We start from the raw sequence: 12,201 nt of genomic DNA, 5'->3' as shown, positions 1-12,201 counted from the left end.
GGCATAAGGCCCCGCGGCGCAGGCATAAGGCCAATGCGCTGCGCGCGACCGCGCCTATAGGGGATGGTAATTTCGTTGCGAAGCCTCCATCTTATCGTGAGTCTTATCGAAACGATGAGTCCGTAGCCCGCAAGCGAGACATACCTGTCTGATGACTGACGACCTGATCCGCCTCTATGCCGCCATCCTCGACCGCAAGCGGATGGACCCCGCGCAGTCCAAGACCGCGCGGCTGATCGCTGCCGGCCCGAAGAAGATCGCCAAGAAGGTCGGCGAGGAGGCGGTCGAGGTGGCGTTGGACGCGATGAACGAGGATCGCGAGGGCGTCATCAACGAGAGTGCCGACCTGCTCTACAACCTGTCGGTCCTGTGGGCGACGCTGAAGATCCATCCCGACGAGGTCTTCGCCGAGATCCGCCGGCGCGAGGCGTTGTACGGCATCGCCGAGAAGCTGCCGAAGACCGCCGCCTAGCACCGGGGTCGGCCGGCGACGGGGCGCCATCCCCGCATCCCTCCCTAAGCCACCGCCAATCTCCGCAGCAGCGGCAGCCTCCGTTGGCTGAAGACGGCGTGCCGGCGGGCGAGTTCCGCCCGGTTGGCGTCGTCCCCGTCGCAGCGCTCGCCATCCCGCCCCAGCACGATGCCGTCGGCCGACAGATGCCGCCAGGCGAAGGCGGCGGGCTCCTCGCCCAGCCGGGCGGCCAGCAGGAACAGCGCCTCGACCCGTGACACCGGCACGCCCGCTCCCAACAGCGGCGACGCGAGTTGACCCGGCGTGTCGCCGAAGCGGTGGCGCTCCAGCACCGCGCCGTTGAAACGGTCGCAGGATGCCTTCCGTTCGGCAAACCCGCCCTCGGACATCACCTCCGGCATCACCGGCGCGGCCAGCGACAGGCTGGTCAGCAGGATCAGCGCCCGCAACACCGCCTCCTCCCCCTGTGCCGCCAGCGCCGGCCGGGCCAGCAAGGCGTCCAGGCTTTGCGGTGGTCCGGCCAATGCCGCCGCCAGCGGGACGTGGAGCGCCCGTGGGAAGGGCAGACGGCCGACCGGGGTGGAGGCGACCTCCGGCAAATCATCCACATCCACCAGCAGGGTGAAGCGGGTCTCGCCCAGCAGGGCGCGCCGTTCGGCCGGGCCCAGCCGCTCGCCGCCCTTGATGAACAGGTCGCGGCGGAAGCTGCGGTTGGTCATCAGGTCGCGCAGGGTCTCCGCCTGGGCGGGATCGCGCGCCTCGTCCGCCAGCGCCTGCTGGGCGGGGGAGAGGGCAAGCTCGTGCAACTGCTCCATCGGTACCGCGGCGCCGGCGAACTCCAGCTTCGCCGCCGCGAGTTCCCGCACCACGTCGGCATGGTAGAAGGCGGTCCAGTCGCCGTTCAGATATTCGTGGGCGATGTAGTTCGGCGATTTGCGGCGAAGCTGCTCGATCCGTTCGACCACCCCTTCGGTGCCGGCGAACCAGCCACCGCCCTGGGCCGCCAGCCGGGCGGCGAACTCCACCGCGCGGGCGATGCGGTCGGGCAGGGCGCCGTCACCCTCGGCGCAGCGTTCAACCAGCATTCGGCGCAACGGCATGTGGGCCAGCGTGCCGGGAAGGGCGTTGTAGCTGACGAACACCACACCGCCGGGCGCCAGCCGGCGGCGCAGCAGGTCCAGCAGGATGGCGCGGTTCTCCGCGCTGACCCAGGACCAGACCCCATGCAGGGCGACGGCATCCAGCATCGGCCCGTCGCGCCGGGCATAGTCGGCGAAGCTCTCCTCCAGGAAGTCGGCGTTGCCGAGACCGGCATCGGCGGCCAGCCGGCGAGCCCCGGCGATGTGGGAGGGGTTGAAGTCCATCGCCTCGAACCGCGCCGCCGGATGGGCGCCGGCCAGCAGCGCGCTGGTCAGCCCATGGCCGCAGCCGGGCTCCGCCATGGTGAAGCGGCCAAGGCGCAGGGCCTCGGGCGGACGCCAGCCGCGCAGCGTCAGGGCGAAGCGGAGCAGGGCCGGCGACCAGTCGCGATAGACGGCGCGGATATAGTCGATGCCGCCGACATAGCCCTCGGTCCAGCCGCCCATCCCCGATCTCCCGTTCCGATGCCCCGTTTCGTCAGAGCCGGTTTAGCCGCCGAGAGCGGAGATCGGCCACCGAAAAGCGCGCGTCAAAAAATTCACATGGGGTGCGATTTTGCTATCGACAGGCCAGATCCCCTTCGCTATAAACCGCGCCACACCGGCCGGGACAACGGCTTGGCCGGCGCGATGAACAGTCGGCTGATTTCCTTGAAGCCTTCAGCCAAGTTCATCGTATCAAGAGATGGGCGCATAGCTCAGTTGGTAGAGCAGCTGACTCTTAATCAGCGGGTCCAAGGTTCGAGTCCTTGTGCGCCCACCATCTCTTGAAACCTTCCTACGGATGGGCGCATAGCTCAGTTGGTAGAGCAGCTGACTCTTAATCAGCGGGTCCAAGGTTCGAGTCCTTGTGCGCCCACCATCCATAAGGGGCTGGAACCGAGCAGGTTCCGGCCCCTTTCCATTTCGGGGGTTTTGTCCGGGGGCCGGGGTGTCCGCAAGATGCCCCCTCTCCCGCGAAGCGGGGGCGGAATGGGGAGGGGGCGATCCGCTGCCGAACTCTCACCCCTCCGCCTGGGCCAGGAAATCCGCGGTGACCCGGTCCATCGTCGCCAGATGGGTGTGGAACCAGTCGGGGAAATGCTCGGTCACATACAGGCGGGCGCGGTCCTCCCTGCCATTCTCCAGATCGGCTTCCATGGCGGCGACCACCATCAGGACGCGGGCATGCTCGTCCATGTGGCAATGCAGGGCGAAGAAGCCGTGTTGGGTCATCAGCGCGTTCTCGCGGGCGAAATGCTCGCGCAGATGCTTGGCGAAGGCGGCGAAGGGGGCTTGAAGCCCTCCGGACGGCGCGTCGCAGGCCGCCCGCAGCAGGGCGACCGAATCGGCATGGTCACGGTCCATGACCGCGTAGCCGAGGAGAGGGACCTCTGTCGCGGTGGCGGGGGTGCAGACGGCGGCGGGCGTGGTGGTCGCAAACATGATGGTCGCTTCCAAAAAAGATGGCCTCCGGAGACGATGCTCCGAAGGCCACCATACCCGCACTCTGGCCATGGTCTCTTGACGGTGGTCAAGACACCCCCATCGTCAGGCCTTCGCCTCGCCGGCCTCCAGTTCGTCGATGAAACCGCGGATGACGCCGAGCCCCTTCTGCCAGAAGGCCGGGTCGGAGGCGTCGAGGCCGAAGGGAGCCAGCAACTCCTTGTGGCGCAGCGTGCCGCCGGCCGAGAGCATCGCCAGATACTTCTCGGCGAAGCCCAGTTCCGCATCCTGGTAGACCGCGTAGAGCGAGTTCACCAGGCAGTCGCCGAAGGCATAGGCGTAGACGTAGAAGGGCGAGTGGATGAAGTGGGGGATGTAGGACCAGTAATGCCGGTATCCCTCGTCGAAACGCAGCGCCGGGCCGAGGCTTTCGGTCTGTACCGCCATCCAGATTTCGCCGATGCGGTCCGAGGTCAGTTCGCCCTCGCGCCGTTCGGTGTGGACCCGCCGCTCGAAGTCGAAGAAGGCGATCTGGCGCACCACCGTGTTCAGCATGTCCTCGACCTTGCCGGCCAGCATGATGCGGCGGCGTTTCGGGTCGGTCTCCGCCGCCAGCAGGGCGCGGAAGGTCAGCATCTCGCCGAACACCGAGGCGGTTTCCGCCAGGGTCAACGGGGTATCGGACAGGAAATGGCCTTGGCGGCCGGCCAGGATCTGGTGGACGCCATGCCCCAGCTCATGGGCGAGCGTCATCACGTCGCGCGTCTTGCCCTGGTAATTCACCAAAAGATAGGGGTGGACGCTGGGCACCGTCGGGTGGGCGAAGGCGCCCGGCGCCTTGCCGGGACGGACCGGCGCGTCGATCCATGGATTGTCGAAGAAGCGCTTGCCCAGGCTGGCGAGGTCGGGGGAGAAGCGGCCATAGGCGCCCAGCACGATGTCACGCGCCTCGTCCCAGGGGATGCTGCGGTCGGCATCCTCCGGCAGCGGGGCGTTGCGGTCCCAGTAATCGAGATGGTCCTGGCCGAACCATTTGGCCTTCATCGCGTAATAGCGGTGTGACAGGTCCGGATAGGCGCCCTTGACGGCGGAGACCAGCGCGTCGACGACTTCATCCTCGACCCGGTTGGACAGGTTGCGGGCGGAGGTCGGCATCGGGTAGTTGCGCCAGTCGTCCTCGATCTCCTTGTCCTTGGCCAGCGTGTTGGTGACCAGCGCGAACAGCCGGGCGTTGTCGCCCAGCACCTTGCCCACCACCTCGCCGGCCTCGCGGCGGACGGCGGGGTTGCGGTCGGACAGGCGGTTCAGCGCCTCCGCACAGGTCAGATCCTTGCCGCCCATCGGGAAGCGCAGGCTGGCGATGGTCTCGTCGAACAGGCGGTTCCAGGCGGCGCGGCCGACCACATGCTTTTCGTGCAGCAGCCGCTCGATCTCGTCGGACAGCTGGTGGTCGCGGTACAGGCGGACGTCGCGCAGCCACGGCCCATACTGGCGCAGCGCCGCCGACGCCACCTGCTTGGCGGTCAGATCGGCCTCGTCCAGCCGGTTGATCTCCAGCGTGAAGAAGATCAGGTGGGCGGAGATGTCGTTCACCCGCTCCTGTGCCGACTGGTAGAATTTGGCGACGGTCGGATCGACCATGTCGCCGTTGTAGACCAGCCCGGCATAGGACATGACGCGGGAGAGCGTCTCGTCGATCTGTTCATACTGGCGGATCGCCGTGGCGAGCTCGTCGCCGGTCAGTGTCCCCAGCTTTCCGGCATGGCGCTCGCGGAAGGCCTTGCACTCGGCCTCCATCCGGTCGAGGTCGGCCTTCAGCTCCGGCGACTCGGTGCCGGGATAGAGGTCGCTCAGGTCCCAGGTGGGAAGCGCGCCCAGATCGGGGGTGTCGTTTGCGGCCGTGGCGGCGCTGCTGGTCATCGAGTCCCTCCAGAGATTTGTCGAATCCATATAAGCGCGCACGCGGCGCCGGCAAAGTCCTCATCCGCCCGCCCGGCGTCCGTCGACGCCATCCCCGGCGACGGGATGCAGCGCCTGCCGTCCGACCCGCAGAACCGCGCGCGACAGCGTGGTCAGCGCCGCACCGGCGATCCGGCTCCGCTGCCAGTTCAGCGGCACGTCCAGCGGCCGGCCGGGCAGCAGCTCGACCAGACGCCCCGCCGCCAGATGGTCGGCCACCAGCGGCTCGGGGTTCATCCCCCATCCCAGCCCGGCCAGCGCGCCATCGACGAAGGCGTGCGTCGAGGGCAGCCAGTGGATGGGCGGGAGCGGCAGTCGCTCCTGGTCCCGACCGTCCAGCACCAGACGCAGCCATCGCGCCTGCAACCGGTCCTTGCGGTTGAAGGTCAGGCAGGGCGCACGGGCGAGAGCCTCGGCCGTCACGCCATCGGCGAAATGGCGGCGCACGCAGTCCGGGCTGGCGGTGGCCCGATAGCGCAGCGCGCCCAGCGGGTGGCTGTCGCAGCCGGGAACCGGCGCCGCGCTGGCGGTGACGGCGGCCAGCACCTCGCCCTTCCGCAGCCACTCGGCGCTGTGGTCCTGATCGTCCAGAACCAGATCGAACAGACAGCCGGGCTCTCCCGCCGCCGCCCCGCCCGTGGCCTCGGCCATCGCCGCGACGAACCATGTCGCGAGGCTGTCGGCGTTCACCGCGACCCTCAGCGTGACCGGCCCGTCCTCCGGGTTCAGGCCGGGTAGGGCGCCGCGCAGTTCGCTTTCCAGCAGGGCCACCCGCTCGACATGCTGGCACAGGCGCTGGCCGGCGGCGGTGCCGCCGCAAGGCTGGCCGCGCACGACCAGGACGGTGCCGAGCCGTTCCTCCAGCAGCTTGACCCGTTGCGACACCGCCGACGGGGTGACGTGCAACTGGCGGGCGGCGCGTTCGAAACTGCCGGTGCGGATCACGGCGGCCAGGGCCGCCAGCAGCGGATAGTCTAGCATGGATTAGGAAAACTTCATCAGGGCAAGAAGGATTAAGTACAGCAAAGGAGTGTGGGGTGATAGCGGAAGGACATCCACCGACTCCGGGACCATCGCGATGACCGACCTTCTTCCCAATGTCCTCTTCGCCGCCTTCCTGCCGGGCCTGTTTCTCGGCTTCAGCCTGATCGTCGCCATCGGGGCGCAGAACGCCTTCGTGCTGCGTCAGGGATTGCGGGGCGAGCATGTGCTGGCGATCTGCGCCACCTGCGCCCTGTCCGATGCGGCGCTGATCGCGATCGGCGTGAGCGGATTCGCCAGTGCCGGGATGCGCTGGCCGTGGCTGGAGCCGCTGATGCGCTATGGCGGTGCCGCCTTCCTGCTGGTCTATGGCCTGCGCAGCGCCCGGTCGGCATGGCAGGGCGGCGGCGGCCTGACGCCCGCCGACCGCGACGCCGCCAACCGGAACGGGAGTGGGCTTCTGCCGGTTCTGTTGACCTGTCTGGCGCTGACTTGGCTGAACCCGCATGTCTATCTCGACACGGTGGTCCTGGTCGGCTCCGTCTCCGCCCGCTTCGCCGAGGCGCGGGGCGTCTTCGCGCTGGGAGCGATGACGGCGTCCTGCCTGTTCTTCTTCGCGCTCGGCTATGGCGCTCGCCTGCTGCGCCCGCTGTTCGCCCGGCCGGCGGCCTGGCGTGTGATGGACGGTCTCATCGCCCTGGTGATGTGGGCGATCGCCGCCGGGCTGCTGACGGCGGAGGCGGGGGCCTGAGCGGCCTTATGTCAGCGGGTACAGACGTCAATCTTTTGATTTTCGTGCGATTCACGGTTCAGGCGATTCCGTTTGAACCGATCGCACTCTACGCCTCTTCCTGCGCCCGACGGATCGCCGCCTCGACGCATTGCAGATGCAGCTTCTTGCGGGCGAGCTGGCGGGCGCGGCGCTCCTCCAGGTCGGTGGTCGCCATCGCTTCGATGGCGCAGCCGCGCCAGCCATTGGCGTCCAGGGCGCGGGCGACCTCGGCATAGCCGAAATAGCCCTTATCCGGCTGTTCCCAGGGCGGGCGGAAATCGGCGCGGCGGAGGACGAAGCGGTTGGACTGGCTGCCACCGCCCAGATTGGTCAGGCGGGCGACGATCAGCCGCTCGCCGTTGCCGTGAACGACGGTCAGGATCGGGCGAATCCCGGTGATGGGTGGATCGACGGCCATGATCCATGCATAACGGTCCGGGAGCGTCCTGACCAGAGCGTCGCTGACGCGGTGCCGCATGCTCCCTCTCCCTTCCGACCGGAGAAACGCCGATGCGCCCCTTTCCAAGCCTGCCGTCCGCCGTCCTGTCGCTTCTTCTGCTCGCCGGCCCGTCGCTCTGTCCCGCCGCGGCCCAGCAACCGGCATCCGGCCCGGCGGCTCCGGTGGCGGCTCCGGCGGTGGCGCCGCTGGCCTGCGAGGCCTATGCGGCCGGTGCGATGATCGAGGCGCAGCTGTTCTTCGGCCGCAACATCGGCAACGAGCTTGGCGTCAGCGAGCGCGACTGGAGCGATTTCCTGACTGGCGAGGTGACGCCGCGCTTTCCCAACGGCCTGACGGTCAGCGACGCGTCGGGTCATTGGCGCGACATCGAGACCGGGCGTCTGCTCCGGGAACCCAGCAAAGTCCTGACCCTGCTGGCCGATGGCGATCCGGCGACGCTGCGGCTGATCCGTGAGATCATCGATCTGTACAAGGCGCGCTTCCATCAGCAGTCGGTCGCGCTGGCGATCCGGCCGGTCTGCGTCTCCTTTTGAAATCGGCGCCGAGTTCCAGGGTTCGGAACCGCCTTTCACCAATGGGGAATGCGACAGCCCGTCGCACCCCCGACCTTCTGACATTTGCCTGCGCTTATGCTTTTGTCGCAGATTGTGGAGGCAGCGGAACGGATCGTTTCGCGGCCGAGAGGAAACGCGCACCGAATAGTACCAAAATAGAATGAGGGACGCCCTGCCATGAGCCCGACCGCCAGCGCCACCACCGCCGAGCTTTTCGACCAGATGCATGCCCGTTCCCTGTCGGACCCCGCCGGGTTCTGGGGCGAGGCGGCGAAGGACATCTCCTGGTACAAGCCGTGGGACAAGGTGCTGGACGACAGCAACGCCCCCTTCTACCGCTGGTTCACCGGCGGGGAGCTGAACACCTGCTACAACGCGGTCGACCGCCATGTCGAAGGCGGGCGCGGCGCCCAGCCGGCGATCATCTATGACAGCCCGGTCACCCGGACCGTCCAGACCATCACCTATGCCGAGTTGCAGGATCAGGTCGCCCGTTTCGCCGGCGTGCTGCGCGCCCAGGGGGTGGAGAAGGGCGACCGCGTCCTTCTCTATATGCCGATGATCCCGCAGTCGCTGGTCGCCATGCTGGCCTGCGCCCGGCTGGGGGCGGTGCATTCGGTGGTGTTCGGCGGCTTCGCCCCGCATGAGCTGGCGACCCGCATCGATGACGCCAAGCCGAAGGCCATCGTCTCCGCCTCCTGCGGCATCGAGCCGAACCGCGTCGTCAAGTACAAGCCGATGCTGGACTCCGCCATCGAGCAGTCGGCGCACAAGCCGACCAGCGTCATCGTCTGGCAGCGCCCGCAGGAAACCGCGACCCTGATCGAGGGCCGCGACCTCGATTGGGCCGAGGCGGTGGCGAGCGCCGAACCGGCGGAGTGCGTGGCGGTGAAGGCGACCGACCCGCTCTACATCCTCTACACCTCCGGCACGACCGGCCAGCCCAAGGGCGTGGTGCGCGACAATGGCGGCCATGCGGTGGCGCTGCGTTGGACCATGACCAACATCTACAACGTCAAGCCGGGCGAGGTCTATTGGGCGGCGTCCGACGTGGGCTGGGTCGTCGGCCATTCCTACATCGTCTATGCGCCGCTGCTGACCGGCTGCACCACCGTCGTCTTCGAAGGCAAGCCGGTCGGCACCCCCGATCCGGGCACCTTCTGGCGGGTGATCGAGCAGCACAAGGTCGGCACGCTGTTCACCGCCCCGACCGCCTTCCGCGCCATCAAGCGCGAGGATCCGGACGCCAACCACCTGAAGAAATACGACCTGTCGCGGTTCCGCGCCCTGTTCCTGGCCGGCGAGCGGTCGGATCCCGACACGCTGCATTGGGCCGAGGACAATCTGAAGGTTCCGGTGATCGACCATTGGTGGCAGACCGAGACCGGCTGGGCGATTTCCGGCAACCCGCTCGGCGTCCATCTGTTCCCGATCAAGTACGGCTCCGCCACCCGCCCGATGCCGGGCTGGGACGTGCGGGTGCTGAACGCCGAGCTGAAGGAGGTTCCGCGTGGCGACATCGGCGCCATCTGCGTCAAGCTTCCGCTGCCTCCGGGAACGCTGCCGACGCTGTGGAACGCCGACGAGCGCTTCAAGAAATCCTACCTTGCCGACTATCCCGGCTATTACCAGACCGGCGACGCCGGCTTCGTCGATGATGACGGCTATGTCTATGTCATGGCCCGCACCGACGACATCATCAACGTCGCCGGCCACCGCCTGTCGACCGGCGCCATGGAGGAGGTGCTGTCGAGCCACAAGGACGTCGCCGAATGCGCGGTGATCGGCGTGGCCGACGACCTCAAGGGGCAGGTGCCGCTCGGTTTCGTCTGCCTGAAGGCCGGCGTCACCCGCCCGCATGAGGAGATCGTCAAGGAGGTGGTCCAGCTGGTCCGCGAGCGGATCGGCCCGGTGGCCGACTTCAAGCGCGCCCTGGTGGTCGACCGCCTGCCGAAGACGCGGTCGGGCAAGATCCTGCGCGGCACCATGCAGAAGATCGCCGACAGCCAGGATTACAGGATGCCGGCCACCATCGACGATCCGGGCATTCTGCCGGAGATCGCCGACGCGCTGAAGACGCTGGGCTACGCCAAGTCCAGCGGCACGCCGGGCTGATGCACCTTACGGGGACAAGGGGCGGCCTTCGGACCGCCGCCGGTCTTCCCGTATTGATGGCGATCAGCCAGCGACGACCGACAGGTTTTCCGGCTCCTCGCTGCCGAGATCGAGCAGCGGCAGGAAGCTTGCCGGCTCCTGGGCGCCCGACAGCGCATAGCGGCGGTTGAAGATGTAGCAGGGCACCGCCTGCAACCCCATCTGGCGGGCCAGCGTGTCGGCGGCGAACACCGCGGCCGACTCGGCGTCGGAAGCCAGCTGCCGCCGGGTCTCGGTGAAATCCATCCCCAGCCCGGCGGCGAGGGTGGCGAGCGCGTCCGGGTCGCCGATGTCCTCCCCTTCGACGAAATAGGCGGCGAACAGCCTGTCGGCCATCGCGTTGCCCAGCCCCAGGCGGCCGGCGATGCGGACGAGGCGGTGGGCGTCGAAGCTGTTGGGCGTGCGCCGGATGCGGTCGAGCGCCAGCGGCAGCCCGTCGCGCGCCGCCGTATCCTCGACCACCCGGTGAATCTGCCGCGCCCGCTCCGCCCCGCCGAACTTGGCGGCCAGATAATCGTCGCGCGCCATCCCGCCATGCGGCATATCCGGATTCAACTGGAACGGTTGCCAGCGGAGTTCCGGCCGCAGGCTGGGCCGCTGCGCCAACGCCCGATCGAGCCGGCGCTTGCCGATGTAGCACCAGGGGCAGATCAGGTCGGCGAAGGATTCGATCAGCATCCCCCCACTATCGGCGAGCCGCCGACCCGGAGCAACCGCTTCTTCCGTTCACGGGGGACCTGCCCGAGGGGGGCTCGCCGGAGCGCCCCGCAACCGTTTGTTAACCGAGTTGGCCCGACAGTCGCGGATGGTCCAGCCGCCCATCGATGCGGCCGGCGGACATATCCCGGTGGGCGGTTCCCGATGAGCAATTCCTATGTCGATGGCAAGGTGCGCGAAGCGATCCTGGCGGCCAAGGGCAGCCGGATGACCGCGCAGAAGCTCCTGATGGCCTGGGCTGTCGAGGACCCCGATTTGCTGCGCGGCATCGCCCAGCCCTTCCTGAAGGCGATCGCCGCCGCCGCCATCGAGCGCGCCGGCCGTCCGGCCAGCGGCAGGCCGGCTGCGCGCCCGGCCGCGGCAGGAGCCGGGGGAGGGCGTCCCTCCGCTTCCGGTCTCAGCCGTGATGCGCTGGAAAATCTGCTGAACCAGTTGGGCCGCGAGCCTGACGAGGCGGCTCCCCAGCGCGCGGCGCCGGTCGGCAAGGCGGCGCCGACGGGGAAGGGCGCCACCGTCCACAACGCCCCGGCGGGTGGGCCGAACCATGAAAAGGCGATGATGGCGATCGCCAAGGCCTTCGTCGCCAAGAAGGTGCGCTGAACCGTCTTCGGGCGGTCCGACCTAGGACCCGCTGTTCGGGCTGTAGGGGGGCGCGTCGTCGAACCAGCCCTTCCCGCGCGGCACGGTTCTGATGTCCGGCGGCGGGCTGGCCAGCGCGGTGTTGCCGTTGCGGTAGGGGTCCGGAATATGGTGGCATTCGACGTCGGCCAGCGTGCGGTAGCAGTAAAGGCGCGAGCGGTCGACCTCCACCTTGTCCGGACAGTAATCGCCGTCCTTCTCGAAGCTGAGAATCGAGCAGTCGCGCCCGGTGGCCGCCGATACGATATGGTCGCCGATGGTCTTCTTGGTGGCGTTCAGGGTCACGACATCGGCGCCCGCCGCCGCCAGCCCGAGCGGAGACGTGCAGCCGGCCAAGGCCGTGGTGGCGATCGCCAGGGCAAGACCGAGCCAGCTTGGCGTCGTAACAATTCGCGTCGCGCCCATCATCCTGCCATTTCCAGTGCTACGCACGCGCCATGATCGAGTCTCGGACAGTGCACGCGAACGCGGTTAACAAGCGATGAATTTACCGCTGGGGCGGGCCTCAGCGAAGGAGAGTGCAGATGCGCGACCGGCATTGCACGATGACGAAGGCGTCCTTGTCCTCGGTGCAGCCGACCTTGAAGGTCGTCGAGCTCTCCCGCCCGACCGTGTAGCTCAACACGTCGACCTTCGCCGGCGTGCAGTTTCCCATCGATTTGGCGATCTCCTTCGCCTCGGCCTGGGCGGCTGACACGTTGGCCGCAGCGGTGGCGGGGCCGGCGGCCAGAAGCGCGAGGGCTGGCAGAGCAGCGCCGAATCGGAAAAGGAGCGGAGTGCGGAGCGGCATGGCCGGACTATCGCATGGAGCGGGGTGGGTGCGGAAGTGCGGCCTTCGAAATGGCGCGGGCTTGCAAATCCCGCCGCCGTTCCGTGATGAAACTGCTATTCTCGATGAACAACGCGGCCGTGGCGGCAGCTTGCCGACG

At 68.1% G+C, this 12,201-nt stretch carries 13 protein-coding genes and 2 tRNA genes; 7 read left to right on the top strand and 8 right to left on the bottom strand.

The window, feature by feature from the left end:
* The first annotated feature begins 151 nt into the window (after positions 1–151).
* On the top strand, positions 152–472 hold the full coding sequence (gene hisE / locus AZL_RS11510) for a phosphoribosyl-ATP diphosphatase (RefSeq protein WP_012974726.1): 321 nt from the start codon (positions 152–154) through the stop codon (positions 470–472).
* Between the two features lie 44 nt (positions 473–516).
* On the opposite strand, the gene AZL_RS37505 is transcribed toward hisE, so the two are convergent.
* Positions 517–2,058 carry a class I SAM-dependent methyltransferase gene (locus AZL_RS37505; protein WP_012974725.1) on the bottom strand — a complete coding sequence of 514 codons (1,542 nt, stop codon included), beginning with the start codon at positions 2,056–2,058 and terminating at the stop codon, positions 517–519.
* Positions 2,059–2,298: 240 nt separating this feature from the next.
* Here AZL_RS37505 and AZL_RS11500 point away from each other — a divergent pair.
* Positions 2,299–2,374: transfer RNA gene (locus AZL_RS11500), tRNA-Lys, on the top strand.
* Between the two features lie 23 nt (positions 2,375–2,397).
* A tRNA-Lys gene (locus AZL_RS11495) sits at positions 2,398–2,473 on the top strand.
* A 140-nt stretch (positions 2,474–2,613) separates the two neighbouring features.
* On the opposite strand, the gene AZL_RS11490 is transcribed toward AZL_RS11495, so the two are convergent.
* The 3 genes from AZL_RS11490 to AZL_RS11480 form a co-directional block, all read right to left on the bottom strand.
* Positions 2,614–3,036 carry a bacteriohemerythrin gene (locus tag AZL_RS11490; RefSeq protein ID WP_012974724.1) on the bottom strand — a complete coding sequence of 141 codons (423 nt, stop codon included), beginning with the start codon at positions 3,034–3,036 and terminating at the stop codon, positions 2,614–2,616.
* Between the two features lie 105 nt (positions 3,037–3,141).
* Positions 3,142–4,956, bottom strand: a complete 1,815-nt coding sequence (locus AZL_RS11485) for a M3 family oligoendopeptidase (protein ID WP_012974723.1) — start codon at positions 4,954–4,956, stop codon at positions 3,142–3,144.
* A 60-nt stretch (positions 4,957–5,016) separates the two neighbouring features.
* Positions 5,017–5,976: a LysR family transcriptional regulator ArgP gene (locus tag AZL_RS11480; protein WP_012974722.1), complete on the bottom strand. Its 960-nt coding sequence runs from the start codon at positions 5,974–5,976 to the stop codon at positions 5,017–5,019.
* A gap of 97 nt (positions 5,977–6,073) precedes the next feature.
* On the opposite strand from AZL_RS11480, the gene AZL_RS11475 reads away from it, so the two are divergent.
* Entirely contained in the window at positions 6,074–6,727 is a 654-nt protein-coding gene (locus AZL_RS11475; protein WP_012974721.1) for a LysE/ArgO family amino acid transporter, read from the top strand.
* 88 nt (positions 6,728–6,815) lie between these two features.
* Here AZL_RS11475 and AZL_RS11470 read toward each other — a convergent pair whose 3' ends face one another.
* Positions 6,816–7,226 carry a hypothetical protein gene (locus AZL_RS11470; RefSeq protein WP_247894197.1) on the bottom strand — a complete coding sequence of 137 codons (411 nt, stop codon included), beginning with the start codon at positions 7,224–7,226 and terminating at the stop codon, positions 6,816–6,818.
* A gap of 32 nt (positions 7,227–7,258) precedes the next feature.
* Here AZL_RS11470 and AZL_RS11465 point away from each other — a divergent pair, with 32 nt between their 5' ends.
* Complete coding sequence (locus tag AZL_RS11465; protein ID WP_052293661.1) at positions 7,259–7,741, top strand: DUF3574 domain-containing protein; 483 nt, start codon at positions 7,259–7,261, stop codon at positions 7,739–7,741.
* 198 nt (positions 7,742–7,939) lie between these two features.
* Positions 7,940–9,877: a propionyl-CoA synthetase gene (locus tag AZL_RS11460; protein WP_012974718.1), complete on the top strand. Its 1,938-nt coding sequence runs from the start codon at positions 7,940–7,942 to the stop codon at positions 9,875–9,877.
* Positions 9,878–9,940: 63 nt separating this feature from the next.
* On the opposite strand, the gene AZL_RS11455 is transcribed toward AZL_RS11460, so the two are convergent.
* Positions 9,941–10,594: a DsbA family oxidoreductase gene (locus AZL_RS11455; protein WP_012974717.1), complete on the bottom strand. Its 654-nt coding sequence runs from the start codon at positions 10,592–10,594 to the stop codon at positions 9,941–9,943.
* Between the two features lie 183 nt (positions 10,595–10,777).
* On the opposite strand from AZL_RS11455, the gene AZL_RS11450 reads away from it, so the two are divergent.
* Positions 10,778–11,233 (top strand): hypothetical protein, encoded by a 456-nt coding sequence (locus tag AZL_RS11450; protein ID WP_012974716.1) that lies wholly within the window; start codon positions 10,778–10,780, stop codon positions 11,231–11,233.
* A gap of 21 nt (positions 11,234–11,254) precedes the next feature.
* On the opposite strand, the gene AZL_RS11445 is transcribed toward AZL_RS11450, so the two are convergent.
* The gene (locus AZL_RS11445; protein ID WP_247894196.1) at positions 11,255–11,680 is read right to left on the bottom strand and encodes a hypothetical protein; all 426 of its coding nucleotides are present in this window, start codon (positions 11,678–11,680) and stop codon (positions 11,255–11,257) included.
* A 97-nt stretch (positions 11,681–11,777) separates the two neighbouring features.
* A complete protein-coding gene (locus AZL_RS11440) occupies positions 11,778–12,062 on the bottom strand; it encodes a hypothetical protein (RefSeq protein WP_247894195.1) in 285 nt (94 codons plus the stop codon).
* Positions 12,063–12,201: the final 139 nt, after the last annotated feature.

Origin of the sequence: Azospirillum sp. B510 (assembly GCF_000010725.1) — a bacterium.
Taxonomy (GTDB): domain Bacteria; phylum Pseudomonadota; class Alphaproteobacteria; order Azospirillales; family Azospirillaceae; genus Azospirillum; species Azospirillum lipoferum_B.
The sequence above is the reverse complement of the archived record's forward strand: the minus strand, read 5'-3'. Positions and strand labels throughout refer to the sequence as shown.

Coding starts and splice junctions, on each gene's coding strand:
- AZL_RS11470 (WP_247894197.1), bottom strand. CDS start 7,226: ATGCGGCACCGCGTCAGCGACGCTCTGGTCAGGACGCTCCCGGACCGT.
- AZL_RS11445 (WP_247894196.1), bottom strand. CDS start 11,680: ATGATGGGCGCGACGCGAATTGTTACGACGCCAAGCTGGCTCGGTCTT.
- AZL_RS11460 (WP_012974718.1), top strand. CDS start 7,940: ATGAGCCCGACCGCCAGCGCCACCACCGCCGAGCTTTTCGACCAGATG.
- AZL_RS37505 (WP_012974725.1), bottom strand. CDS start 2,058: ATGGGCGGCTGGACCGAGGGCTATGTCGGCGGCATCGACTATATCCGC.
- AZL_RS11485 (WP_012974723.1), bottom strand. CDS start 4,956: ATGACCAGCAGCGCCGCCACGGCCGCAAACGACACCCCCGATCTGGGC.
- AZL_RS11455 (WP_012974717.1), bottom strand. CDS start 10,594: ATGCTGATCGAATCCTTCGCCGACCTGATCTGCCCCTGGTGCTACATC.
- hisE (WP_012974726.1), top strand. CDS start 152: ATGACTGACGACCTGATCCGCCTCTATGCCGCCATCCTCGACCGCAAG.
- AZL_RS11490 (WP_012974724.1), bottom strand. CDS start 3,036: ATGTTTGCGACCACCACGCCCGCCGCCGTCTGCACCCCCGCCACCGCG.
- AZL_RS11440 (WP_247894195.1), bottom strand. CDS start 12,062: ATGCCGCTCCGCACTCCGCTCCTTTTCCGATTCGGCGCTGCTCTGCCA.
- AZL_RS11475 (WP_012974721.1), top strand. CDS start 6,074: ATGACCGACCTTCTTCCCAATGTCCTCTTCGCCGCCTTCCTGCCGGGC.
- AZL_RS11480 (WP_012974722.1), bottom strand. CDS start 5,976: ATGCTAGACTATCCGCTGCTGGCGGCCCTGGCCGCCGTGATCCGCACC.
- AZL_RS11450 (WP_012974716.1), top strand. CDS start 10,778: ATGAGCAATTCCTATGTCGATGGCAAGGTGCGCGAAGCGATCCTGGCG.
- AZL_RS11465 (WP_052293661.1), top strand. CDS start 7,259: ATGCGCCCCTTTCCAAGCCTGCCGTCCGCCGTCCTGTCGCTTCTTCTG.